This window comes from Thioalkalivibrio denitrificans (assembly GCF_002000365.1).
GTDB lineage: Bacteria > Pseudomonadota > Gammaproteobacteria > Ectothiorhodospirales > Ectothiorhodospiraceae > Thioalkalivibrio_A > Thioalkalivibrio_A denitrificans.
In genome coordinates this window covers 348-24,274 of the sequence record NZ_MVBK01000005.1, presented here as the reverse complement: position 1 = coordinate 24,274, position 23,927 = coordinate 348, and the positions used below count along the sequence as shown (strand labels likewise).

The 23,927-nt window shown below is 64.2% G+C and carries 27 protein-coding genes; 14 read left to right on the top strand and 13 right to left on the bottom strand.

Annotation, left to right across the window (positions count from 1 at the left end):
• Positions 1-27 precede the first annotated feature (27 nt).
• The 6 genes from B1C78_RS01215 to B1C78_RS01190 form a co-directional block, all read right to left on the bottom strand.
• Positions 28-264, bottom strand: coding sequence for a sulfurtransferase TusA family protein (locus B1C78_RS01215; RefSeq protein ID WP_077277321.1), 237 nt, complete (start codon positions 262-264; stop codon positions 28-30).
• 11 nt (positions 265-275) lie between these two features.
• Complete coding sequence (locus B1C78_RS01210) at positions 276-692, bottom strand: DsrE family protein (protein WP_077277320.1); 417 nt, start codon at positions 690-692, stop codon at positions 276-278.
• Positions 693-766: 74 nt separating this feature from the next.
• Positions 767-1,306: a TetR/AcrR family transcriptional regulator gene (locus tag B1C78_RS01205; RefSeq protein ID WP_245795261.1), complete on the bottom strand. Its 540-nt coding sequence runs from the start codon at positions 1,304-1,306 to the stop codon at positions 767-769.
• 162 nt (positions 1,307-1,468) lie between these two features.
• Positions 1,469-3,037, bottom strand: coding sequence for a gamma-glutamyltransferase family protein (locus B1C78_RS01200; RefSeq protein WP_077277318.1), 1,569 nt, complete (start codon positions 3,035-3,037; stop codon positions 1,469-1,471).
• A 110-nt stretch (positions 3,038-3,147) separates the two neighbouring features.
• On the bottom strand, positions 3,148-3,909 hold the full coding sequence (locus B1C78_RS01195) for an ABC transporter permease (RefSeq protein ID WP_077277317.1): 762 nt from the start codon (positions 3,907-3,909) through the stop codon (positions 3,148-3,150).
• A gap of 184 nt (positions 3,910-4,093) precedes the next feature.
• Positions 4,094-5,032: an ATP-binding cassette domain-containing protein gene (locus tag B1C78_RS01190; protein WP_077277316.1), complete on the bottom strand. Its 939-nt coding sequence runs from the start codon at positions 5,030-5,032 to the stop codon at positions 4,094-4,096.
• 252 nt (positions 5,033-5,284) lie between these two features.
• Here B1C78_RS01190 and minC point away from each other — a divergent pair, with 252 nt between their 5' ends.
• From minC to B1C78_RS01150, 8 genes are all read left to right on the top strand, one after another.
• Positions 5,285-6,001 carry a septum site-determining protein MinC gene (gene minC, locus B1C78_RS01185; protein ID WP_077277315.1) on the top strand — a complete coding sequence of 239 codons (717 nt, stop codon included), beginning with the start codon at positions 5,285-5,287 and terminating at the stop codon, positions 5,999-6,001.
• 118 nt (positions 6,002-6,119) lie between these two features.
• A complete protein-coding gene (gene minD, locus B1C78_RS01180; RefSeq protein ID WP_077277314.1) occupies positions 6,120-6,929 on the top strand; it encodes a septum site-determining protein MinD in 810 nt (269 codons plus the stop codon).
• A gap of 4 nt (positions 6,930-6,933) precedes the next feature.
• Complete coding sequence (minE, locus tag B1C78_RS01175; RefSeq protein ID WP_077277313.1) at positions 6,934-7,191, top strand: cell division topological specificity factor MinE; 258 nt, start codon at positions 6,934-6,936, stop codon at positions 7,189-7,191.
• A gap of 297 nt (positions 7,192-7,488) precedes the next feature.
• Positions 7,489-8,070 (top strand): 3'-5' exonuclease family protein, encoded by a 582-nt coding sequence (locus tag B1C78_RS01170; protein WP_077277312.1) that lies wholly within the window; start codon positions 7,489-7,491, stop codon positions 8,068-8,070.
• Positions 8,067-9,962: a DNA helicase RecQ gene (recQ, locus tag B1C78_RS01165; RefSeq protein WP_077277311.1), complete on the top strand. Its 1,896-nt coding sequence runs from the start codon at positions 8,067-8,069 to the stop codon at positions 9,960-9,962. Before B1C78_RS01170 ends, recQ begins: the two co-directional genes overlap by 4 nt.
• A 118-nt stretch (positions 9,963-10,080) precedes the next feature.
• Positions 10,081-10,410 carry a hypothetical protein gene (locus B1C78_RS01160; protein ID WP_077277310.1) on the top strand — a complete coding sequence of 110 codons (330 nt, stop codon included), beginning with the start codon at positions 10,081-10,083 and terminating at the stop codon, positions 10,408-10,410.
• A gap of 32 nt (positions 10,411-10,442) precedes the next feature.
• Complete coding sequence (locus tag B1C78_RS01155; protein WP_217697983.1) at positions 10,443-11,060, top strand: histidine phosphatase family protein; 618 nt, start codon at positions 10,443-10,445, stop codon at positions 11,058-11,060.
• Positions 11,061-11,152: 92 nt separating this feature from the next.
• Positions 11,153-12,034 (top strand): NAD(P)-dependent oxidoreductase, encoded by an 882-nt coding sequence (locus B1C78_RS01150; protein ID WP_175628194.1) that lies wholly within the window; start codon positions 11,153-11,155, stop codon positions 12,032-12,034.
• A gap of 110 nt (positions 12,035-12,144) precedes the next feature.
• Here B1C78_RS01150 and B1C78_RS01145 read toward each other — a convergent pair whose 3' ends face one another.
• A complete protein-coding gene (locus tag B1C78_RS01145; RefSeq protein ID WP_077277309.1) occupies positions 12,145-12,657 on the bottom strand; it encodes a peroxiredoxin in 513 nt (170 codons plus the stop codon).
• Between the two features lie 541 nt (positions 12,658-13,198).
• Between B1C78_RS01145 and B1C78_RS01140 the strand changes: the two genes are divergently transcribed.
• The 3 genes from B1C78_RS01140 (at position 13,199) to B1C78_RS01130 (ending at position 16,400) form a co-directional block, all read left to right on the top strand.
• The gene (locus B1C78_RS01140) at positions 13,199-14,398 is read left to right on the top strand and encodes a TRAP transporter substrate-binding protein (RefSeq protein ID WP_175628193.1); all 1,200 of its coding nucleotides are present in this window, start codon (positions 13,199-13,201) and stop codon (positions 14,396-14,398) included.
• A 107-nt stretch (positions 14,399-14,505) separates the two neighbouring features.
• Positions 14,506-15,087, top strand: coding sequence for a TRAP transporter small permease subunit (locus B1C78_RS01135; protein ID WP_077277308.1), 582 nt, complete (start codon positions 14,506-14,508; stop codon positions 15,085-15,087).
• Complete coding sequence (locus B1C78_RS01130) at positions 15,084-16,400, top strand: TRAP transporter large permease (protein ID WP_077277307.1); 1,317 nt, start codon at positions 15,084-15,086, stop codon at positions 16,398-16,400. Before B1C78_RS01135 ends, B1C78_RS01130 begins: the two co-directional genes overlap by 4 nt.
• A gap of 197 nt (positions 16,401-16,597) precedes the next feature.
• Here the strand turns inward: B1C78_RS01130 and B1C78_RS01125 are convergent, their stop codons facing one another.
• From B1C78_RS01125 to B1C78_RS01115, 3 genes are read right to left on the bottom strand one after another with little or no spacing between them, the layout of a single operon-like run.
• On the bottom strand, positions 16,598-16,786 hold the full coding sequence (locus B1C78_RS01125) for a hypothetical protein (protein WP_077277306.1): 189 nt from the start codon (positions 16,784-16,786) through the stop codon (positions 16,598-16,600).
• A gap of 2 nt (positions 16,787-16,788) precedes the next feature.
• Complete coding sequence (locus B1C78_RS01120; protein WP_077277305.1) at positions 16,789-17,292, bottom strand: Hsp20/alpha crystallin family protein; 504 nt, start codon at positions 17,290-17,292, stop codon at positions 16,789-16,791.
• 53 nt (positions 17,293-17,345) lie between these two features.
• A complete protein-coding gene (locus B1C78_RS01115) occupies positions 17,346-18,320 on the bottom strand; it encodes an L-lactate dehydrogenase (RefSeq protein ID WP_077277304.1) in 975 nt (324 codons plus the stop codon).
• Positions 18,321-18,522: 202 nt separating this feature from the next.
• Here B1C78_RS01115 and B1C78_RS01110 point away from each other — a divergent pair, with 202 nt between their 5' ends.
• Positions 18,523-18,936: an FHA domain-containing protein gene (locus tag B1C78_RS01110; RefSeq protein ID WP_245795260.1), complete on the top strand. Its 414-nt coding sequence runs from the start codon at positions 18,523-18,525 to the stop codon at positions 18,934-18,936.
• A 57-nt stretch (positions 18,937-18,993) separates the two neighbouring features.
• Here the strand turns inward: B1C78_RS01110 and B1C78_RS01105 are convergent, their stop codons facing one another.
• From B1C78_RS01105 to B1C78_RS01095, 3 genes are read right to left on the bottom strand one after another with little or no spacing between them, the layout of a single operon-like run.
• Complete coding sequence (locus tag B1C78_RS01105) at positions 18,994-19,584, bottom strand: Maf family protein (RefSeq protein WP_077277303.1); 591 nt, start codon at positions 19,582-19,584, stop codon at positions 18,994-18,996.
• Between the two features lie 43 nt (positions 19,585-19,627).
• Entirely contained in the window at positions 19,628-21,451 is a 1,824-nt protein-coding gene (gene oadA / locus B1C78_RS01100; RefSeq protein ID WP_077277302.1) for a sodium-extruding oxaloacetate decarboxylase subunit alpha, read from the bottom strand.
• Between the two features lie 15 nt (positions 21,452-21,466).
• Complete coding sequence (locus B1C78_RS01095) at positions 21,467-22,885, bottom strand: acetyl-CoA carboxylase biotin carboxylase subunit (protein ID WP_077277301.1); 1,419 nt, start codon at positions 22,883-22,885, stop codon at positions 21,467-21,469.
• A gap of 150 nt (positions 22,886-23,035) precedes the next feature.
• Here B1C78_RS01095 and B1C78_RS01090 point away from each other — a divergent pair, with 150 nt between their 5' ends.
• Together B1C78_RS01090 and rpmF are read left to right on the top strand one after the other, a co-directional pair.
• Positions 23,036-23,569, top strand: coding sequence for a YceD family protein (locus tag B1C78_RS01090; RefSeq protein WP_077277300.1), 534 nt, complete (start codon positions 23,036-23,038; stop codon positions 23,567-23,569).
• 77 nt (positions 23,570-23,646) lie between these two features.
• Positions 23,647-23,835, top strand: a complete 189-nt coding sequence (gene rpmF, locus B1C78_RS01085) for a 50S ribosomal protein L32 (protein ID WP_077277299.1) — start codon at positions 23,647-23,649, stop codon at positions 23,833-23,835.
• The last annotated feature ends 92 nt before the right edge of the window (positions 23,836-23,927 follow it).

Sequence of the window (23,927 nt, the reverse complement as noted above, 5' to 3'; positions counted from 1 at the left end):
TCCCTCCGTCCCCTTTTTCGTTCCTGGTCAGCTTTTGCGCACGTAGTAATGCAACACCCCATCGACTTCATCCGTGTCTACCAGGGTATGCCCGGTACGTTCACACCAGGCAGGTATATCCGTTCGGGTACCGGGATCGGTGGCCACGACTTCCAGAACCTCGCCGGACTGGATCGTTTTCATCGCCACATTGGTTTCAACTATCGGCATGGGGCAGCACTTGCCGGAGGTGTCCAACTGGCGGGTAACGGTGATCTTGTTCATTGCTCGACTCCTCAAAAGTACTGACAGTGTTCGGCTTGCGCCGCCTTGTCATTCAGGAACCAGGATGCCCCGACGATGCCGGATGCCTCCGGGATGAGGTTGTCCTCGTTCACCCCGAAGATGCTGGCCGCAAGGCTGCAGGCATAAAAATTGACGTTGCCGGTCGCCTTGAGGGCCTGGATCACGTCGTAGATGTCCGGCGGCAGGCCGGCCTTGGCCACCTGCTCCCGCACCCAGGCATCCCGGGTGGCGTGTTCTCCCTGGATGCGCTGCTGGCGGGCGCCTTCCTCGGTCAGCGCCAGCACGGCCCAGTTGACGAACAACATATCCACCTGGGTGCCCTCGGAACCCTGCAGATAGGCGAATGCCAAGGGGGTGAGCAGCTTGTCGTACCCGTCATCACGAACCACGATCGCCAAAGATTTCATCATCGCCTCCGTAGAACGAACATTCGTTCTAATTGCAGATCAAAAAAAAGCCGGTCGCGAATCCTGAGGAAGCCTCAATTCGCAACCGACCGCCAGGCACAGGCCCAGATTTCATCCAGGTACTCCGTAAGCGGTTTGTCGAGCACGCCGTCCAGGCGCAGCTGTATCAGGCGCAGGGTCCCACCGAACACCGACGCGGCCGCCACGATCGGCGCCATGGTTCTGACCTCGCCCGTCTTCATTCCGGCGCTCACCATTTCACGCATCTGGACGAAAGGGCGTGACGAACACACCGGGGCCAAATCCGGGATGAACTCACCATGTCGGGAGAACAGCATGAACCTCATCACCTCCGGCTCTTCCTCGGTCAGCCGGAACAGCAATTCAATGACCGCGCGGCAGCGATCATGCGCGCTCCGGTGCCTGGCCTCGATGTCGGTAAACGCCGCCTGCATGCGCTCGACCAGGCTGTCATACAGACTCCTGGCGATGCCCTCCTTGTCGGAGAAGCGGTGATAGATGGAACCGGTGCTGACCGCCGATTCCCGCACGATATCCGGTATGGACGTATTGAAATAACCCTGGCGGGTGAACAGACGCAGGGCAGCCTGCATCACCTGCTCCTTGGCGGCAGCGCTACGCTCGGCCGTGGCCCTTGTTCTGGATTTGACTTGTGACATATTCCAAGACTAGAACGAATGTTCGTTCTAGTCAAGTAACTGACCCGGAGATTGCACCGATCCGGCCCGCGGCTCGGAGCTTTGGCGGGCGAAGCGTCATGCGACCATGCAGACACCACCGCGGCGGCTGTCGCCGCACCCGACGAACCCGCCACCGGACTGGCGCACCACCGTGTGGGCACCGCCGAAGAACAGGTTCCTGTCCGGCCAGACCCGGACGTTGGGATGCGCCTTCTCCAGTGCCTCGACCGTACCCAGGGGCATCCCGCCCTCGACGTTGAGGAGGTCGCCTTCGAAGTGCACACGGGGATGCTCGACTGCGTCGGGCGCATCCAGGCCATAGTCGATGAGGTTGACGAGTACCTGCAGGATCGCGCTGCGGATCCGGTTGGACCCGCCGGAACCCGTCACGATGGCGCCGCCGTCCCCGGTGAAGGCCAGCGTGGGCGCCATCATTGACGCGATTCGCCTGTTCTCCGGCCAGTTGTGAAAGCCGTGAGGATTGATGTCCTCCTCGCCCAGCATGTTGTTCATCATGATGCCGGTGCCCGGGATCACATAACCGCAGCCTTCCCCGTTCGAGACCGTGGTGCCGGCAAGATTGCCGTCGCCGTCCGCCACACTGATGTGCGTGGTACCGCGCGGGAAGGGGTGATGCGAGTCCATGATGTCCAGGTACTCCTGCACATAGGCGGCCTCCAGGATCTGCCGGCTCATGGCGTCGTCCAGCGCCCTGTCCACCCGCCTTTCACGCCGCAGCCGCTGGGTCAGTTCCTGGGCTCTGACGACTCGCGCCACGTGCATCGGCCTGGACGGCGAGGCGTCGGCCATGCGCTCGGGCTGCAGGAGTGACAGGGCGAACGCGATCAATGTGCCGCCGACCGACGGTGCGGGATTGGTGAAAAGCCGCGCCCCGTGGTAATCCAGTTGGAGCGGCATGCGTACCACCGCCTCGTATCCGGTCAGATCGTCACGGGCCAGGCATCCACCGTGGTCCTGCGCATCCCTGACCAGCCGGGCGCCGATGTCGCCCTCATAGAAGAGCCGGTCCCCCTCGCGGGCCAGCACCTCGATGGTGTCCGCAAGCTCGGGCATGACCACACGCGCGCCCTGCAGGGCAATTCCAAGACCATCTGCGTCGCCATCGCGAGGACGATGCAGGGCGAGCGCCTGCGGCGCAGACGCGATGATCGGTGATACCAGTTCGGAGATGTAGCGCTGCAGGGCATTGACCACCACCCCCTCGCGTGCCGCGGCGCATGCCGGCTGGACAATCGCCTGCATGGGCAGTCTCCCCAGCCTGCGGTGAACCTCGAAGAGCCCCCTCACGAGGCCTGGCGTGGCCATTGCGCCCATGCCGATATGGAATTCCTGCCGCGCGGAACCGAAATCCACCTCGACCGGGTAGAAATCCACTTGGGATGCCGGTGGTCTGCGCCTGGGTGTGTGTGCGAAGAAATCGTGCAGCGCCGGCTCGCCACCGGCCGGGTGCGTCAGCATGAACCCCCCGCCGCCCAGGGAACACAACACCGGCTCCGCGACGCAGCCGGCGAAGACCGCGGCGACCGATGCATCGAAGGCATTTCCACCCTCGCGGAGAACGTCGACGGCCGCTTGGGCAGTCACTTCGTGACCTGCGGCCACGATACCTCTGAACACGCTCATGTCGTCGGCATCCTCCCGGCCTCAGCGTACCGTAATCGGCAAAACGGGAACAACGCAGGGAGTCCGGGCTCAGCGGCAGCAGGTTGAGGCGACGAGAGGTCCGGCGAACGCTACCGGACCAGCCTCCTTCGAATGAATATCGTCGCAATCATCAAACCGGCTACGCCGTACACCGCGATGACCGCCAGGTGCAGCAGGACCTGTGTCGGTATCCCCCCGGTCAGGAGCGGCCGCACCAGTTCCACGGAATGGGCCAGCGGCAGCAGGTAGGCCAGCGTCTGCACCGGCGCGGGAAACTGCTCAAGGGGGAAGAACACGCCCGACAGCAGCAGCATGGGCGTGATCGCCAGGGTGAAGTAGTACAGGAAGAAGTCATAGCTCTTCGAGAATGCGGTCACCACCATGGCGCATGCGCCAAAGGTGAAACCCGTGACCAGCAGGACCGGGAGCGCCAGCAGCGCCCGGGCATCCGCGACCAGACCCAGGACGGCGGCCACCACCAGGATGGCGCCCGCGCTCATCAGTCCCTTGGTGGCCGCCCAGGCCACTTCTCCGAACACGATGTCGGCGACCGTCAGCGGCGCCCCCAGCATGGCGCTCCAGGTCTGCTGGACCTCCATGCGTGTGTAAGCCGAATACATGCCCTCGAAGCTGGCCGTGAACATAGCGCTGGAACAGATGATCCCCGAGGCCAGAAACACCATGTAGGGCATGTCCCCCAGATCCCCCACCAGCATCCCGAACCCGTAGCCGAAGGCCAGCAGATACAGCACCGGCTCCCCGAAGTTGCCCAGGATCGACGGTATCAGAATCTTGCGCCAGACCCGCAGGTTGCGGCGCCAGACGTGAACGAAACGGAGGCTTGGGGACATGGGGTGGCTTTGGAGATGTGTGGTGGATGATTGATCTTTGTGGCTTCGATGACGGCGTCAGTAAGGATGAAGGTTGAGGGATGAAGGATGAATGAAACCACCCCTCCCTGGCCCTCCCCATGAGGGGAGGGAAGATCCGGATCGATTCATCCTTCATCCTTCATCCTTCCACCTTCCTCAGGGCTCAGTCCCTGAGGTCATGTCCCGTCAGTTTCAGAAACACATCTTCCAGGTTTGCCGGGCGGTGCAGGTAGCGAAGGCCGTCGGAGTCCAGCCGGTCGAGCAGCGGGCGGGGGTCATGGCTGTAGAGCAGCGACGCGTCGCCGACCCGGTGCAGGCGGGCGATATCCGACACGTTCCCCTGCGCGTCCAGCCAGACGGTGGCGGCATGACCGGACAGTTCCAGCACGTGGGGCTCGATGTGCGCACGGATCAGGGCTCTGGGAGTGTCGCAGGCCACCACTCGGCCCTGGTCGATGATGGCGAGGCGATCGCACAGACGCTCCGCCTCTTCCATGTAATGGGTGGTGATGATGAGCGTGGTGCCGCGGGAGAGCAGCATGCGCAACCGCTGCCAGATGTGATGCCGGGCCTGGGGGTCCAGCCCGGTGGTGGGTTCATCGAGCACCACCAGTTCCGGTGCATTGATCAACGCACGGGCCAGGGTGAGACGCCGCTTCATGCCGCCGGACAGTGCCTGGATCGGCACCGACTCCCGGCCGCGCAGGTTCGCGAACTCGATCAGCTCCTCCACCCGCCGGCTCAGTGTCTCGCCCCGCAGGCCGAAGTAGCTGGCGTAGGTGGTGAGGTTCTCCCGCACCGTGAAGTCCGGATCCAGGTTGTCGAACTGGGGCACCACACCGATCCGGGTGCGGGCCTCCCGTGCCCTGGCGGGGATGGGCTCGCCGAGCACTGTCAGTTCACCGCCGTCGGGCGGAGTGAGCCCCAGGAGCATGCGCAGGGTCGTCGTCTTGCCGGCCCCGTTGGGGCCCAGCAGTCCGAAGCATTCGCCCGGCATCACGTCCAGATTCACGTGATCGACCACCAGGCGCCCGTCGTATTGCTTGATCAGACCCCGGGCCGACACGAGAGGTGTCACGGGAATGGGCTGGCTTTCAGGCATCTGTCGTGCAAGTGGTTGGCCAAAACGCGTCATGGTACCCGGCCGACTCTGGGTTTGGAACGCACGCAGATCGCGTGTCAAGGGCCGATCCCACGGATGATGAATTCTGTGGTGTCAATCCTGTGATTTTGCCAGGCGGCTGATACCATTGCCGCGCGAATTGGCCCTCGGATCATCCATGCATCGAATGTCCCCCGTTCCTTCCCGCCGCAAACCCCGCCTCCGGGCATCCCGTATCCCGGACTGCCGCCCATGAGCAACGGGGCCGAGACGGTGCTCCAGTTCAAGGGACGCATGATCACGGTCACCATCCTGCGCCTGCTGGCCCCCGGGCCAGAGGCTGTGGCCGCCGCGCTGGACGAACGGTTCCGGGATGCCCCGGGTCTGCTCTCCGGCCTGCCCACCGTTCTGGATCTCGAGGCACTGGGCGAGGCGCCTTCCGGGTTGGACCTGAAGGCACTGCAGGATCTGCTCAGGGCGCGAGGGGTGCCCCTTATCGGACTGCGCGACAGTGGTGAGGCGGTACGGCGCCTGGCGGCGGTGGGCGGACTTCCGGTCCTAAAGCTCGATGGCGGGCGGGAAGTGCCTCGCCAGGAGTCGGGATCCGCGGCACGTACGGCCTCGCAAGCTCCGACGGGATCGTCGCAGACACTCGTGGTGACCCAACCCGTGCGCTCCGGTCAGCAGGTCTACGCCCGCGGCGGGGACCTTGTGCTCACGGCGGCCGTCAGCGCTGGCGCCGAGGTCCTCGCTGACGGACATATTCATGCCTACGGACCCCTGAGAGGCCGGGCTATGGCCGGCGTCGTGGGCGATACTGGGGCCCGCATCTTCTGCCGCAGGCTCGACTGCGAAATGGTGGCCATCGCCGGGCGTTACCGCCTAAGCGAGCAGATCACCGATGCGGAACGGGAAGGTCCCGTACAAGTGCGGCTCGAAGGAGACAGCCTGGTGATCGAGAGACTTTAGGGCGAGTACACCACGAACGGCACGAAGCAGTTGAAACATCATGTTGCCAGACTTTATGTTCCTTATTAGCTTCGTGGTTTAATGAATTGTTTTCAAAATGTTTAATGGAGGCACGCAAGTGGCGAAGATCGTCGTAGTGACTTCCGGCAAGGGCGGGGTGGGCAAGACCACCACCAGCGCCGCCATATCCACCGGACTGGCCCGGGCCGGACATCGTACCGCCGTGGTGGATTTCGATGTGGGCCTGCGCAATCTGGACCTGATCATGGGCGTTGAAAGGCGGGTCGTCTATGACTTCGTGAACGTCATCAACGGGGATGCCAACCTCAAGCAGACCCTGATCAGGGACAAGCGCGTGGACGGGCTCTACATTCTTCCGGCATCCCAGACCCGGGACAAGGACGCTCTGACCACCGAGGGTGTGGAGCGGGTGCTGAATGAACTCTCGGAGGACTTCGATTACATCATCTGCGACAGCCCGGCGGGCATCGAGAGGGGTGCTTTGATGGCGGCTTATTTCGCCGACGAGGCCATCGTGGTGACCAATCCCGAGGTGTCCAGTGTGCGCGATTCCGACCGCATCCTGGGGATCCTCTCGAGCAAGACCCGCCATGCGGAACAGGGCAACGGACCGATTCCGGGGCGTCTCCTGCTGACCCGCTATTCACCGGAGCGAGTGGCCAGGGGCGAGATGCTCAGCGTCGAGGACGTGCAGGAGATCCTGGCCGTGGATCTTTTGGGCGTGATCCCGGAATCGCGGGCCGTTCTGAACGCCTCCAACGCAGGCACCCCCGTGATCCTCGACGAGGACTCCGATGCGGGCCAGGCCTACGCCGATGCGGCGGCTCGCTTTCTGGGCGAGGAGCGTGAACACCGCTTCCTCGACGTGCCGCGCAAGGGCCTGTTCGGCCGGCTGTTCGGGAGCTGACGCGATGAGTTTCTTCGACTACTTCCGCTCCCGAAAGACGCGCTCCGCCCAACTGGCCAAGGAACGCCTGCAGGTGATCGTCGCCCGCGAACGCGTGCACCGGGACGGCCCCGACTATCTGCCTCGCCTTCAGGAGGAGATCCTCAACGTGATCCGCAAGTACGTGCAGGTGGACGAGGACGCGGTGAGCATCCAGCTCGAGCGCGACGGCAACTGCGAGGTCCTGGAGCTGAATGTCACTCTGCCGGAGCAGCGTGTGTAGGCGGGATTGAACCACGAAGCACACGAAGGGCGCGAAGGCAGTACAGGCTGAAGAACGGTTCTCTCGCGAAGGCGCAAAGTACGCGAAGAAATCTTGAAGAGAATCTCTCTAAACGATTAAGGCAGATGACTCTCAGATAGGCCCGAACGACTGCGGCTCAATGATTCTTGGCATTTCTCTGCGAGCTTTGCGCCTTCGCGAGAGACGATTGTTTCATCTGTTCTTCGTGGCCTTCGTGTACTTCGTGGTTCAAGCGTTATCATGTTTTTTCCCGAACGTACGCGAAACCGGATATCCATGACGCCTTCCCAGAACCAGCCAGAGATCTACGTTTCCACCGACATCGAGGCCGACGGTCCCATCCCCGGTCCCCATTCCATGCTGAGCCTCGCCTCCGTGGCCTATGACCCGGAGGGCCGGGAACTGGACAGCTTTTCGGTGAACCTGGACACCCTGGAAGGTGCCCGGGCGCACCCGCGCATGGAGCAATGGTGGGCACAGTTCCCGGAGGCCTGGGCCGAATGCCGTCGCGATACGGTGGCGCCTCAGCCGGCCATGAATGCCTACGCGGACTGGGTCGAGGCCCTTCCGGGCCGGGCGGTGTTCGTGGCCTGGCCTGCGGGTTGGGACTTCATGTGGGTGTACTGGTATCTGATGCATTTCACCGGGCGGCGGCCCTTCCATGAGAACGCCCTGGACATTCGCACCTACGCCATGGCCATGCGTCGGCTTGAATACCGGCGCAGCGGCAAGCAGTATCTGCCCAGGCGCTGGTTCTCGGAGGAGCGGCCCCACACGCACGTGGCACTGGATGACGCCCGTGAGCAGGGGGAACTGTTCATGCACATGCTCCGGGAAAACCGGCGGAACGATCCATGACGGAGACCTACAGCGGCCACAAGGAGGCGGCCATGGAACAGGCAAGAGCGGTCCTCAGAAGCACCTTCGGTTTCAACGATTTCCGGCCGGCCCAGGAAGAGATCATCCGCCACCTGGTCAACGGCGGAGAGGCCCTGGTGCTGATGCCCACCGGGGGCGGCAAGTCCCTCTGTTACCAGATTCCGGCGCTGGTGCGGGAAGGCACGGGCGTGGTGGTTTCGCCCCTGATTGCGCTGATGCAGGATCAAGTGGACGCCCTCAGGCAGGTGGGCGTGCGCGCGGCCTACCTCAATTCCACCCTGGATGCGTCGACCGCCCGGGCGACGGAGCAGGCGCTGCTTGCCGGTGAACTGGACCTGCTCTACGTGGCCCCCGAGCGGCTGATGACGGAACGCATGCTGGAGCTGTTGGCGCGCAGCCGACTGGCCCTGTTCGCCATCGATGAAGCCCATTGTGTGTCCCAGTGGGGTCACAACTTCCGGCCGGAATATCTCAAACTCTCCGCTCTGCACGAGCGCTTCCCCGAAGTGCCGCGCGTGGCGCTCACGGCCACTGCGGACGCGCCCACCCGCAAGGAGATCGCCGAACGTTTGGGTCTCGTCCAGGCACGGCGTTTCATCAGCGGTTTCGACCGACCCAACATCCGTTACCGGGTCACCCAGAAGCATTCAGGCACCCGCAACGAGCTGTTGTGCTTCATTCGCGACCACCACGATGGCGAGGCAGGCATCGTCTACTGTCTCTCGCGCAAGAAGGTGGACAGCACGGCGGACTGGTTGAGGGAACGTGGGCTCACCGCGTTGCCGTACCACGCCGGCCTGACCAAGGACGAGCGCCAGGACCACCAGACCCGTTTCCTGCGCGAGGATGGTGTGGTGATGGTGGCCACCATCGCCTTCGGCATGGGCATCGACAAGCCCGACGTGCGTTTCGTGGCCCACCTGGATCTGCCCAAGAGCCTGGAGGCCTATTACCAGGAAACGGGGCGGGCCGGGCGGGACGGACTGCCGGCAGATGCCTGGATGGCTTACGGCCTGCAGGACGTGATCATGCTGCGGCAGATGCTGGAGTCCGGCGAGGCGTCGGAGGATTTCAAACGCATCGAACGGGCCCGTCTGGAGGCCATGCTCGCCTATTGCGAGCTCACCACCTGCCGGCGCCAGCGCCTGCTGGCCTATTTCGGTGAAGCGCTGCCCGAGCCGTGCGGCAACTGCGATATCTGCCTCGAGCCGCCGGAAACCTGGGACGCCACGTTGGCGGCACAAAAGGCACTCTCCTGCGTGCACCGCACGGGGCAGCGCTTCGGCGTGAATCACGTGCTGGCCGTGCTGCTTGGCAAGGACAGCGAGCGCATTCGTTCGCTTGGGCATGACCGCCTCAGCACCTATGGCATCGGCACCGAACTCGATGCCACCGGCTGGCGGGCCGTGTTCCGGCAACTGGTGGCTGTCGGAATGCTCACCGTGGATGCCGAGGGTTTCGGGGCCCTGAAACTCACTGACGCCTGCCGGCCCGTGCTGCGCGGCGAACGCAGGATCTGGCTGCGCAAGGATGCGCGGCCCGCGCGTCGCACGCGGCGCCGGGAGCGTACGGAGGCACGTGGCGAGGCACCGGGCGACACGGCCCACGATCCGGCCCTGTTCGAGGCCCTGCGCGGCCTCCGGCGCCGGCTCGCCGATGCCCAAGGCGTACCTGCATACATCATTTTCAACGACGCCACCCTCCGGGAGATGGCCGCCGCCCGGCCCCGGAGCCTCGACGAACTGGCGCAGATCTCCGGCGTGGGGGAGCGCAAGCTGACAAGCTATGGAAATGACTTCCTGGACCTGATCCGTGACCACCTGCGGGGGCCGGCCGGGGAGACGGCGGCCCCGGGCACCCAGACAACGTGACATCCCTGTCTTCGGGGTCCGGGCGAGAACGCATTGCGGGCACTGTGGTCTATGCTAAGAGAAACATGTAACAGACTGATATGATTTGGCGCCCCCGCAGGCGAGGAGGAGAGCGACCATGCCGTCGACACTGCCCTTTCGCTACACCAGCCCTACGGGGGAGCGTTTCGAACTGGATTTCAGACTCCACCCGGACACCGTATCCGCAATGCGCGTCAGCCAACTGCTGGACCGTCTGCTGGAAACACTGGACCAGGAAATCGGCGTCCTGGGTGACACGGCCAACGGTGACGTGCTTCAGGCCCTGACCATGGCGCTGGCCGTGAGGGCAGGGCTGATTCACGCGGACCAGCAGCTGACCGGCCGTCTGTGTGACGATCTGCTGCGCCGGTCGCTCGCCAGCCTCTCAGAGGCGCGTCGGCATCACGCGTTGTCCGGGCGTGCCTGACGCGACCCGGGGTATCCGATGCATGACAGCTCGTGAACGTGTGTGGCGGGCGGTTGACATTGCCGGACGCCCGATCCGTCAGGCAGATATTCGCGGCACTGATGCTGCTCGCCCTGGCCGGTTTCTACGGCGAAACCGCTGCCACGGCGGAGTCGCTCCTTGGCGAGCTGAAGCGTCCCGGCCACGTCCTTGTACTCCGCCACGCCTACGCACCGGGTACCGGTGATCCGGGCGGGTTTACGCTCGATGACTGCAGCACGCAGCGAAACCTGTCCGAAGCGGGTCGCGCGCAGGCGCGCAACCTGGGTGCGAAGCTTCGCAACGCGGGTGTCGAAGCCGCACACGTCTACTCGAGCCGCTGGTGCCGCTGTCTGGAGACAGCGCAAGCACTGGGTATGGGCGCCGTCACCGGGCTACCGCTGCTGGATTCGCTGTTCCTGTCCGAACGAGTCGAGATCGAGTCACGCACCCGGGAATTAAAGGCATTTCTGGCAGACCGGAAACATGCCGAACCGGTGATTCTCGTGACACATCAGGCCAACATCCGGGCGCTGGTGGGGCGTCCGACGGCCTCGGGCGAAGCCGTGCTCCTCCGGATTCACTCGGCCGACGCCATTGACGTCGTCGGGACGTTCTTGCCGGATCCATGATCCGCGCAGCGGTCCCGATGGCGCCCGTGGCTTCCGTTTTCGGCTATCGTTACCTGTGACGACCGGGTGATCAACGACACAAGGGGATCAAGATGACACTGCGTTTCGGTTATATCGGGCTTGGCATCATGGGCCGTCCAATGACCCTGAATCTGCTGCGCGCGGGATTCAGCGGGACGGTGTGGGCGCGCCGCGCGGAGCGTATGGAGCCGCTGGTGGCCGAGGGTGCGCAGCGCTCGGCCAGTCCCGCCGAACTGGCCGCGTCGGTGGACGTGGTGTTCGTGAATGTCTCCGACACGCCGGACGTGGAGGAGGTCCTGTTCGGGGCCCACGGCGTTATCCAGGGGGCAAAGCCGGGCCTCGTGGTGGTGGATCACAGCACCATCTCGCCCACGGCCACCATGCGCATGGCCGACCGACTGGCGGAAAAGGGTGTGGACATGCTTGATGCCCCGGTCTCCGGGGGAGAGCAGGGCGCCATCAGCGGCACGCTGACCATCATGGTGGGCGGCAAGGCCCCCGTGCTCGACAAGGTCCGCCCCCTGCTGGAGGCCGAGGGCAAGACCATCACCCACGTGGGCGATCACGGCGCAGGACAGATGGCCAAGGCCTGCAACCAACTCATCATCGCTCAGACCATGATGGGCATCGCCGAGGCCTTCACCATGGCCGAAGCGGCCGGCGTGGATCCCGCCCGGGTGCGCGAGGCCCTGATGGGCGGGTTCGCCTACTCGAAGGTGCTGGAGGTGCACGCCGAGCGCATGCTCAATCGGGTCTATAAGCCCGGCTTCAAGGCCCGCCTGCACAAGAAGGACATGGCCATCGCCCTGCAGACCGCCGCGGACCTGGGCCTGCCGGTACCCGGCACCGCGCTGGCCACCCAGCTCATCAATGCGGCGGTCGGGCAGGGTCGCGGCGAGGAAGACTCGGCCGTGGTGGCCGAGGTCCAGCGGCTCCTGGCGCCGAAAGCATAAGAACCTGTGTAACCACGAAGCTCACGAAGTACACGAAGAAGATAATTCTTATTATTGAATAATAAAGTCTTCGTGCTCTTCGTGAGCTTCGTGGTTAGACGGGTTTTCGATCAAGCCCCATCGATGGCAGCAAGCATCACCTCGGCGCCGCTGACTTCGAACTTGCCCGGTTCCTCCACGTTGAGGACCTTGACCATGCCGTCGTCCACGTACATGGCATAGCGCCGAGAGCGGAAGCCCCAGTTCCGGTCCCGGAAATCGATCTCCAGGCCCAGCGCCCTGGAGTAGTCGCAGTTGCCGTCGCCCATCATGCGCACCTTGCCGTCGGATCCCTGGTCTTTCGCCCAGGCATGCAGCACATGGGGATCGTTGACGGATATGCACCAGATCTCGTCGATCCCCGCCGCCCTGAAACGCTCGTAATTGGCCACGTAACCCGGCACGTGCTGGGCAGAACAGGTCGGCGTGAAAGCGCCCGGGAGGCCGAAAATGAGGAGTCGCCGGCCGCTGACCAGCTCCGACACCTGGAAGTGATTGGGGCCGAGGCTGCAGCCGCCGCCCTCGGTTTCGACGTATTCGGTCAGCCTGCCGTCGGGCAGGCGATCACCGACTTTGATGGTCATTGGCAACACCCTCTCTGGTGCAAGATGACGGGGGGACCCGGAGCCACGATAGTAGTCGGCCAACCGCGCATTCACCAGTGGCCGGAGCGAACGGAATCGGTGATCGGGGGCATCCGGCTCAGTTCACCTTCACTATTTTCCGGACTTGGTCTAGGATTAGACAATCAGGTCATCTTCATGACTTGAAGCAGTGAGGCGATCCCGGCCCATCCGGCTTCAGGAGCGCCGCCACGATGACCCCAAAACGACAACAAATCGGGAGTGGTTCCGGTGGTTTTCAGCTCCGTGTGTCTGACTCCCGTACCATCCACGGTCATTTGTTACGTTCCCACGCTCAAGCCCGCATTGCCCCCCTGTGTGTCTGCTGTGCGGACGACCAGGCGGTGTCCGTCGGGCCTGGCCGAGGGGCTGTCCATCGTTTCCGTCCGGTTCCCGGGCCCGCGGAAGCGTCCTGTCTGTCGTCGCCCGTGGGGCGGCGCTTGCAACCATAACGCTCGGGACACCAAAGAGCGCCAAAGCGCAAGTGAGGAGGGTGCAGGTTATGACCAGTAAAGACACAGTCGACAACGACACCAAGGTCGACGGAGGGCAGACTCCGGCCGACAAGAAAGGCGGCATGAGCCGCCGCAAGTTCCTGGCTGCATCCGCGGCCGCCGTCGGCGGCGCGGCAACGGTCGGGTTTCCGTCCATCTCCCGGGCGCAGACGACCACGCTTAACTTCCAGAGCACCTGGCCGTCCCGGGATATCTTTCACGAGTTTGCCTCGGACTATGTGCGTATCGTCAACGAGATGTCCGGTGGGCGCCTGCGCCTGAATCTGCTGCCGGCCGGTGCGGTGGTCGGTGCGTTGCAGATGCAGGATGCGGTGATTGCCGGCGCGCTGGACGGCGGACACGGTGTGTCCGCCTACTGGTATGGCAAGCACAAGGCGTTCTCGCTGTTCGGTACGCCGCCCCCGTTCGGCTGGGATGCCCACCAGTTCCTGGCCTGGCAGAAATACGGCGGCGGCCAGGAACTCTACAACGAACTCCTGCACGACATCCTGCGGCTCGACCTGGTGGGCTTTCTCACCGGACCCATGCCCACCCAGGCCCTGGGCTGGTTCAAGGAGCCGATCCGCTCCCCCGCCCAGTTGCGTGGCATGAACTACCGCACGGTGGGTCTCGCGGCCGACCTGATGCGCGAGTTCGGCGCGTCGGTGACCATCATGGGCGGCGGCGACATCGTGCCGGCCATGGACCGCGGCCTGCTGGACGGCGCCGAGTTCAACAACCCGTCCTCGGACCGCCTGCTGGGCTTCCCGGACGTCAGCAAGACCTGGATGCTGCGCAGCTACCATCAGGACTGCGAATGCTTCGAGATCATCTTCAACCGGCGCAAGTTCGACGCCATGCCGGATGAACTGAAGGCGATCATCAGGTATGCGACCGAGGCGGCATCGTCCGATATGTACTGGAAGGCCATGCGGCGCTATCCGGAGGATCTGGAGAAGATGCGCACGGAGCAGGGTGTCCAGACCTACATCACGCCCGACTCCATCCTGCAGGCGCAGTTGGATGCCTGGGACGTGGTGATCAAGCGTGAATCGGAAGCCAATCCCTTCTTCAAGAAGGTGATTGACTCGCAGCGCGCGTTCTGCGAAAAGACAGTGGCCTTCCATCTGGAAGGCGACACGCCGAAGGAACCCGCCTACGAGCACTTCTTCGGCCGCAAGGTCACCGACACGTCCACCATTCTGTAACCGCAATACCGGGGCGGCACGCCGACGGCCTGCGTGCCGCCCCGGTTCTCAATGGAAGGGAGGTTCAGGCCGGTGACATCGATGGTTGGCCCTGACGGGGAGACTTGATGCAGCGTTTCCTGTTTTTCCTGGACCACATCAGCATCTGGGTGGGGAAGATCTTCGCGTGGTCGGTGGTCATCCTCACCGCGGTGGTCGCCTACGAGGTCTTCATGCGCTACGTGATGCGCAACCCCACGGGGTGGGCCTACGACACCAGCTATATCCTCTATGGTGCGCTGTTCATCATGGCGGGGGCCTATGCCCTTGCCACACAGGCGCACGTGCGGGCGGATGTCATTTACCGGTTGTTTCCGGTGCGTGCCCAGGCGGGTCTGGACCTGGTCCTTTACCTGATCTTCTTCATGCCCGCGGTCCTCGCCTTGATGTATGCCGGATACTTCTTTGCCGAGGCGTCCTGGCGTATCGGCGAGCGCAGCCCCTACAGTCCGCACGGCCCTCCGCTGTATCACTTCAAGTCACTGATCCCGCTGGCCGGATTCTTCCTGACCCTGCAGGGCATCGCCGAGATCACCCGCTGCATCATGGCGCTGATCTCCGGCAAATGGCCCATGAGGGTGGGAGACGTCAAGGACATCGGTGAAGAACTTGTTGCACCTGACCAGAACATCACGAGGCCGGCCCCATGAGCAACCCGGAACTCGGGATCCTGATGCTGTGCATCTTCATCGTCACGATCCTGCTCGGTTTTCCGATTGCCTTTACCCTGATCGCCCTCGCGCTCGGCTTCGGATATTTCGCCATCGGCGATATCATCTTCACCTTGCTGGTACAGCGCGCCTACGGCGTGATGGCCAACGATGTGCTGATCGCCGTGCCGCTGTTCCTGTTCATGGGATACCTTGTCGAACGGGCAAACATCCTCGACCGCCTGTTCAAGAGTCTTCAGCTGGCCTTCAACGCCGTACCTGCCTCCCTGGCGGTGGCCAGTCTGATCACCTGCGCCATGTTCGCCACGGCCACGGGCATCGTCGGGGCCGTGGTCACCCTGATGGGCCTGCTGGCGCTGCCGGCCATGCTCAAGGCGGGCTATGACCGCCAGCTGGCCTCGGGCGTGATCTGTGCCGGCGGGTGCCTGGGCATTCTCATCCCGCCCAGTATCATGCTGATCCTCTATGGCGCCATGGCAGGAGTCTCCGTGGTGCGCCTGTATGCCGCCGCGCTGTTCCCTGGCCTGTTGCTGGCAGGGCTCTACGTGCTTTACGTGGTGATCCGGGCACTCATCAATCCCAAGGTGGCGCCCAAGCTGCCCAAGGAAGAACGGAAGGTGCCGCTGCTCAAGATATTCGCGGCCCTGCTGACGTCATTCTTTCCGCTCGCTTTCCTCATCATGTCGGTGCTGGGGGCCATCCTGTTCGGGCTCGCGACCCCCCACGAGGCCGCGGGCATCGGGGCGCTGGGCGCCATCGTCCTGGCGGCGGCCTACGGGCAGCTCACCCTGTCTCGTTTCAAGGAGTCGGTCTTCCTCACGGCGCGAACCTCGGCCATGGTGTGCTGGCTGTTCGTGGGATCGTGGATCTTTTCGTCGGTGTTCTCGCTGCTCGGCGGGCACGGGCTGATCGAGGAGTGGCTGCTGGGGCTCAATATGACGCCGCTTCAGTTCCTGATCCTGGCGCAGCTCGTCATCTTCCTGTTGGGCTGGCCGCTGGAGTGGACCGAGATCATCATCATCTTCGTGCCCATCTTCCTGCCGCTGCTGCCGGCCTTCGGCATTGATCCGCTGTTCTTCGGCGTGCTGGTGGCGCTCAACATCCAGACGTCGTTCCTGACTCCGCCCATGGCCATGTCGGCGTTCTATCTGAAGGGCATCGCGCCACACTTGCAACTGATGGAGATATTCAAGGGCATCCTGCCGTTCCTGGCCATGGTGTTCGTGGCCATGGTGCTGTTCTACACCTTCCCGGCCATCGGTCTCTGGCTGCCGGGATATCTGTACAACTGATTGCGATGCTCGGGTCCAGCTGCGGGGGTGGATCTGGGTCCGGCCGGAAAGGCCAACGCACTCAGCACTCAGCGCTCAGCATTCAGCACTCAGCGCTCAGCATTCAGCGCTCAGCATTCAGCACTCAGCACTCAGCGCTCAGCATTCAGCACTCAGCCTTCATCCTTCAACCTTCAACCTTCAACCTTCAACCTTAATTAAAAGTCCCGCCGTTCCCAGATGTCCTCATCCTTCTTGCGACGGTCCTTGCCGGAGCGGCGCGGTTCTTTTTCCGGTTCGAACCGCACCAGCTCTCGGCGGTCCTTTCCGGAGCGGCGGTCCTTGCCGGAGCGGCGCTCGGGACCGGAATAGGTGTTGCCGTTGATGACAGGTTTATCGTCGCTCATGATCAGCTTCCCTGGACGGGGATGCGCCGGCCCATGGCGCGTGGGTTCTTGGGCAGGGTGACCGTCAGCACGCCCTTGCGGTAACGCGCCCTGGCGCCCTGGGGCTCCACGGGCACGGGCAGGGGAACGGTGCGCTCGAAGTGGCCGTAGGCTCGCTCCATCACGTAGAAACGCCCCCGCGTCTCTTCCCGGTCAACTCGCTTCTCGCCCCGGACAACCAGGTGGTTGTCCACGACGTCGATGTCGAAATCGTTGGCCTCCATGCCCGGAATCTCGAGTCCGACGACAACGGCATCGTCGGTTTCGCGCACCTCGGACGCCAGCACACCCCAGCGTGCGGCATTGCGCACCAGGGACTCCTCGACACTCTGCACCGGGCCTTCGCCGGCGGCGGGCCGGAAACGGGTCAGGGCCTGGCCCGCATGCTCCCGAAGCTGGTGCCAGCCCCGGGCCAGGGTGTCCACGGCGTGAGTGAATCCCTGTCTGATCTCATCCAGCGTACTCATCGGAAAGCCCTCGACGGTGACGTCTTTTCGCACAGTTTAGCGCGGGTCACGCGTCATTTCGAAGTCTCAGAGACGCCCCCGTCCCCACCGCCGATGGTCATGCCGGCAAGGCTGGTGCGCAGCACCTCGGCGGACGCCGAGAGGCCCCGGGCCTCCGTCTCGGAGAGCTGCGGCGGGACCGGTGTTTCCACGCCGTCACGACCCACGACGCAGGGCACACTAAGGCACAGGTCCGAGATCCCGTACACGCCGGCAGGGTCCACACTGACTGGCAGGACACTCTTCTGGTCTTCCAGGATCACGCGCACCAGGTAGGCGATCACCAGGCCGATGGCCGTGTTGGTGTACCCCTTGCGGTCGATGATGTCGTAGGCGGCCCCCCGGACGCGCTCGAACAGTGCCTGAAGGGCCGTTTCATCGAACCGGCGGCCGTTGACCTCCTGGTCGACGATGCGCCGCCCGCCGATGGTCGCGCTGCTCCACAGGGGCACTTCGGAGTCGCCATGCTCGCCCAGGATATAGGCGTGCACAGAGCGCGGATTCACCCCGTAGTGCTCGCCGAGCAGGGCGCGAAAGCGGGAGGTGTCGAGCATGGTGCCGGTGCCGATCACCCGGCTTGCCGGACGGCTGCTCAGACGCTGCATGACGGTGGTGAGAATATCCACCGGGTTGGTGGCCACCACCAGCACCGCTTCCGGGGCATGACGGTCCAGGCGCCCGGCGATCTCGCGAAACACCTCCGCATTGCGGTTCAGCAGATCCAGGCGGTTCTCGCCCGGTTTCTGGTTCACACCCGCACAGATAACCACCACCCGGCAACCGGCCAGATCCGCGTAATCGCCAGCCTGCACCGATACACGTCCCACCAGTGCCTGTCCGTGCATGAGGTCCATGGCCTCGCCCTCGGCGCGCCGGGTATCCGTGTCCAGCAGCACAAGCCGGCCGGCGATCTGTCTCTGGAAGAGGGCATAGGCGGCGGCGACACCCACGTTGCCCACGCCGATGATGCCCACGGCGCTGTTGCTCATGCCCGTCTCCTTTCCAAGAACCGGCGCCCGTATCCGCTGTCACAGAAAGTGGCAAGCCTTCAGGCGATAATCGGTCGTGAATCGGCCCCCAACGTAGCAAGGCAGTGGTGTTTTCTGGGCGAGTTCACAGAAAATGGCCCTGCCGATCACACATACTTTAGGATACTTACCAACCGAGGTCATGCTGACCATGAAGCATTCCATGCAATCTTCAGACAACGGTTATGAAGAACGTGCCCCGACCGAGCAGATCAGTGCCGATCGTCTGCGGTCCATGTACGACCTCAGCGCGCGGCTCTCCCTGAGTTACGAGGGGCTTGAGCACTGGTTCACGGCGAGTTCGCGGGTGTTCGTGGTCGGACGTAACCTGGATTGTGATCTGGTGGTCTCCACGCCGGTTGCCTCGCGTCATCACGCGCGCTTCATCTACCGCAAGGGCAAGTTCGTGATGATCGATCAGAGCACCAACGGGACCTACGTGCAGATCAAGGGCAACGACCAGATCTGCCTGCTCAACGGCGAGGAGTTTCCGCTGGTGGGCGAGGGCGTAATCAGCCTGGGCCGGCCGGTGGAGGAGGGTGATCCGCACCTGATCCGCTTTCGCAATCCCGGGTAAGCCCTGTTTCCAGCAAATGTGCCGGGCGGCATCCGTCGGATGCCGCCCGGTTTTCGTTTAGCGGGTATCTCCCAGAACCGCCACCCCTTCCTCCCGCAGCATGCTCACCAGGGCGATCAGCGGCAGGCCTATCAGGGCCGTCGGGTCGTCTCCCTCCAGGCGCTCGAACAAGGCGATGCCCAGCCCCTCCGACCGGAAGCTGCCGGCGCAGTCGTAAGGCGTCTCGCGGCGCAGATAGTCCTCGATCATGGAGGAGTCCAGGGTTCTGAAATGTACCCGGAAAGGCACGTTGAGCACCCGGGCCCGGCCATTGCGGGCGTTGAGCAGGCACAGGCCGGTGTGAAAGGCCACGGTGCGGGCCGAGGCGGCCCTGAGCTGGTGTACGGCGGCGTCGTGATCGCCCGGCTTGCCGAGGATGCGGCCGTCCAGTTCCGCACACTGGTCGGAACCGATGATCAGTGCATCGGGATAGTGAGGGACGACCGCTTCCGCCTTGGCGTGCGCCAGGCGCGTGACCAGTTCATCGGGGGATTCCCCGTCCAGGACCCGTTCATCCACATCCGGCGAATGGCACTGAAATTCGAGCCCCAGCCGTGCCAGCAGTTCCCGCCGATAGCGCGACGAGGAGGCCAGCACCAGCGTTGTCATGCATCACCCCGATGGGTGCGGGGGATCGGCAGGACCGCTTCCATCACTCGATCTCCAGAAGCGTCTCGTCCGGGTTGATGCTGTCGCCCTTGGCCACGTGCACGGCGCGCACGACGCCGCCCACCGGCGCCTGCACCTCGGTTTCCATCTTCATGGCCTCGAGCACCAGCACCGGCTCCCCGGCCTTGACCTCGGCACCCTCGCTCACCAGGACGTCGATAATCGTCCCCGGCATGGAACTGGACACATGCCCGGGCTTGGTGGCGCGCGGACGCCGGCTGCCCTTGCGCCCCGGGGAACGGGCCGCCTCGTCGTCGCCGACCGGCCCCAGTTCCTCCAGGGATTCCAGGATGATCTCCTCGGGCATGCCGTCCACGGTCACGTAGAAGGGGCGCATGTCCTCGCGCTTGTGCCCGGTGCCGGTGACCCTGATGTGGTAGGTCTCGCCGTGCAGTGTGACATTGAACTCCACGGGGGCGGCCTGCTCCTCGCCCTGGACCGCATTCGGCGCCAACAGGGGCTCCGGGACCAGGTGGCCGGCGCGACGCTGTTCGAGGAACTCCCGGCCGATCTCGGGGAACATGGCGTAGATGAGCACATCCTCCTCGCTCTGCACCAGGTCGCCGGCCTGTTCGCGCAGCGTGTCCAGTTCGTCGTCCAGCAGGTCGGCTGGGCGGCAGTCGATCACGTCGGCATTGCCGATGGCCTTCTGGCGCACCACGTGGTTCACGGTGCCGCGGGCACGCCCGTAGCGCCCCTGCAGGTACAGCTTCACCTCGTTGGTGATGGTCTTGTAGCGCTCGCCCGTCAGCACGTTCATGACCGCCTGAGTGCCCACGATCTGGGAGGTGGGCGTCACCAGAGGGGGAAACCCCAGATCCTCGCGCACCCGCGGGATCTCGTTCATCACCTGGGCCACCTTGTCCAGGGCGCCCTGTTCCTTGAGCTGGTTGGCCAGGTTGGAGATCATGCCGCCGGGCACCTGGGTGGTCTGCACCCGCGTGTCGATGCCGGTGTACTCGCTTTCGTACTGGTGATACTTCTTGCGGATCTCGCGGAAATAGAACCCGATCTCCTGGAGCGCCACCAGGTCCAGCCCGGTGTCGTATTCCGTGCCGCGAAGCGCCGCCACCATGCTCTCCGTGGGCGGGTGGCTGGTGCCGCCCGCAAAGGCGGAGATGGCGGTGTCCACGACGCTGGCGCCGTTCTCGATGGCCTTGAGGTGACACATCTCCGATAGGCCCGAGGTGGCGTGCATGTGCAGGTGAATGGGCACCTTGACGGTGTCCACCAGGCCCCTGACCAACTCGGCCGTGGTGGCCGGCGTGAGCAGGCCGGCCATGTCCTTGATGGCGATGCTGTCACAGCCCATGTCCACCATCTCGCGGGCCATCTCCAGGAACTGGGGAATGTCGTGCACCGGGCTCGTGGTGTAACAGATGGTGCCCTGGGCGTGCCTCTCCTCCTTCTTGACCGCATCGATGGCCGTGCGCAGGTTGCGGGTGTCGTTCAGCGCATCGAAGATGCGGAATACATCCATGCCGTTGGCCGCCGAGCGGGCCACGAAACTGCGCACCACGTCATCGGCGTAGTGCCGGTATCCGACCAGGTTCTGCCCGCGCAACAGCATCTGCAGGCGCGTGTTGGGCAGGGCGTCGCGCAGCTTGCGCAGGCGTTCCCAGGGGTCCTCCTTGAGGAAGCGTACGCAGGCGTCATAGGTGGCGCCGCCCCACACCTCCAGTGACCAGAAGCCGATCCTGTCCATGCGTTCGCACACCGGCAGCATGTCCTCGGTGCGCATGCGCGTGGCGATCAGGCTCTGGTGTCCGTCTCGCAGGGTGACGTCGGTGATCATGACCTTTGGCATGGGGAATCCCTTGGTCTACAGGCCCTTGTGGGCGGCAATGGCGGCGGCGATCACGGCGGCCAGCTCCCGGACCGGGCGCCGCACGGAGTAGCCGGTGAGCTCAGGATGCGCCTGCACGAAGCCGGTATCGAAGCGTCCCGCAGCGAAGGCCTCCGTGCCGAGGATCTCCAGGTGGTAGGGGATGGTGGTCTTGACCCCGTACACACCGATGTCCCCCAAGGCCCTGCGGGCGCGCCGGATCAGTCCTTCCCAGTCCGGAGCCCAGACGATCAGCTTGGCGCACATGGAGTCGTAGTGGGGCGGGATGTGGTAGCCGGTGTAGATACACCCGTCGGTGCGCACCCCGGGGCCGCCGGGGGCGAAGTAGCGTGTGATGCGACCGAAGCTGGGCAGGAAGTCGTTCTTCGGGTCCTCCGCGTTGATGCGGAACTCAATGGCGAACCCACGACGGCTGATGTCCTCCTGGCGGTGCCTGAGCGGCAGTCCGGAGGCAATGCGGATCTGCTCCTGGACGATGTCCACCCCGGTAATCATCTCGGTGACCGGGTGTTCCACCTGCAGGCGGGTGTTCATCTCCATGAAATAGAAGTTGTCCTCGTGGTCCATGAGGAACTCCACCGTGCCGGCGTTCTGGTAGCCCACGGCCCGGGCCGCGCGCACCGCCAGCTCACCCACGTAGGCCCGCTGGGGCTCGCTCAGCTGGGGCGAGGGGGCGATCTCCACCAGCTTCTGGTGGCGGCGCTGGATGGAGCAGTCGCGCTCGAACAGGTGGACCACGTCACCGTGGCTGTCCGCCAGGACCTGCACTTCTATGTGGCGCGGATCCACGATCGCCTTCTCCATGAAGATCTCCGTGTTTCCGAATGCCTTGGTGGCCTCGGAGCGCACCCGCTCGTAGTTGCCGCGAAGCTGCGTCGGATCATCGCAGCGGCGAATGCCGCGTCCGCCGCCGCCGGTGGTTGCCTTGAGCATGACCGGGTAGCCGATCTGCTCGGCCAGTGCCAGGGCCTCGTCCACATGCGCCAGATTGCCCTCGCTGCCCGGAACGACCGGCACCCCGGCCTCGATCATGGACCGGCGCGCCTCCACCTTGTCCCCCATGGCGCGTATCACCTCCGGCGCCGGGCCGATGAAGCGGATGCCGCGCGCGGCGCACGCGGCGGCGAACTGGGGGTTTTCGGAGAGGAACCCGTAGCCCGGATGAATGGCGTCACAACCGGCCGCCCGGGCCACGTTGACCATGCGGTGCACGTTGAGGTAGCCGGCCTGGGAATCCGGGCCGATGGAGTAGGCCTGGTCCGCCTTCTTCACGTGCAGGCTGTGGCGATCCGCATCCGTGTAAACCGCCACCGAGGTGATGTCCATCTCGGCGCATGCGCGGATGATGCGCACGGCGATTTCGCCCCGGTTGGCGATGAGAATCTTTCGTATCACGGAGGGCGAATTCCTTCGGGGAGGGGCGGGTCAGCGAAAGGAAGGGGCAGTATGGGTGATCGGGGGCGGCCATTTCAAGACAAGGTGCGGATTCTACAGGGAAAACACTTTTTGACACCGCGGGTTACGGGCGCGTAAAATCGCCGGCTTATGTTTGACAGGCTGCCCGATTGGGTCGATCCGGCACGGCTTGCGGCCCAGGCCCTGGAAATCAAGGGTTTTCTGCCACTTGCGGAGATGCCCCGTCTTTCGGCGGCGCTCACCGACGCCGAAGGCGAGGCCACGGCCCGATTCCGATTCGGCGGTGTTTCGGGACAACCGGCCCGGCTCCTCGGACAGGTGCAGGCCCGCCTGCATGTGCAATGCCAGCGCTGTCTTGCGCCCATGGAACTGCCCGTGGAGCACGAGTTCGAAGTGCGACTGGTGTTCAGCGAAGCCGAGCTGGCCGCCGTGCCCGACCGCGAGGATGCGCTCGAGGTCGAGGAACGGGGACTCAGCCTGCACGGACTGCTCGAGGACGAACTGCTTCTGTCGCTGCCGGTGGTGGCATTGCACGCTCCGGGAAGCGCCTGTTCGGCCCCGTCCCTGCGAGAGTTTTCTCCGGAGGAGGCCGCAGGCGGAGGAGACGATCCGTCGAACCCCTTTGCGGTCCTGAAGGACCTCAAGGGAAAGTGTGAAGACTAAGCAAGCCCCGGTGCGGCGCAGTGCGCCAGCCGGAACAATATCAGTGACCCGCTTATTCAGTTACGGAGAATATCATCATGGCTGTCCAGCAAGGCCGCACCACACCGTCCAAGCGAGGCATGCGTCGTTCGCATGACGCCCTCAAACCTGCCGCCCTGTCCATCGAGCCCACCACGGGCGAGGTGCATCGCCGGCACCACATCAGCCCCGACGGCTTCTACCGCGGGCGCCAGGTCATCAAGGCCAGGGAGCAGGACGAGGAATAGTCCTTCCTGCCGTTGCGGATGTGCGTGGCCCGTACCTGGACCGCGGACAGCCTCGCTAGGAGCCTGTCGGATTTAGGCTGCTCCTACTGCGC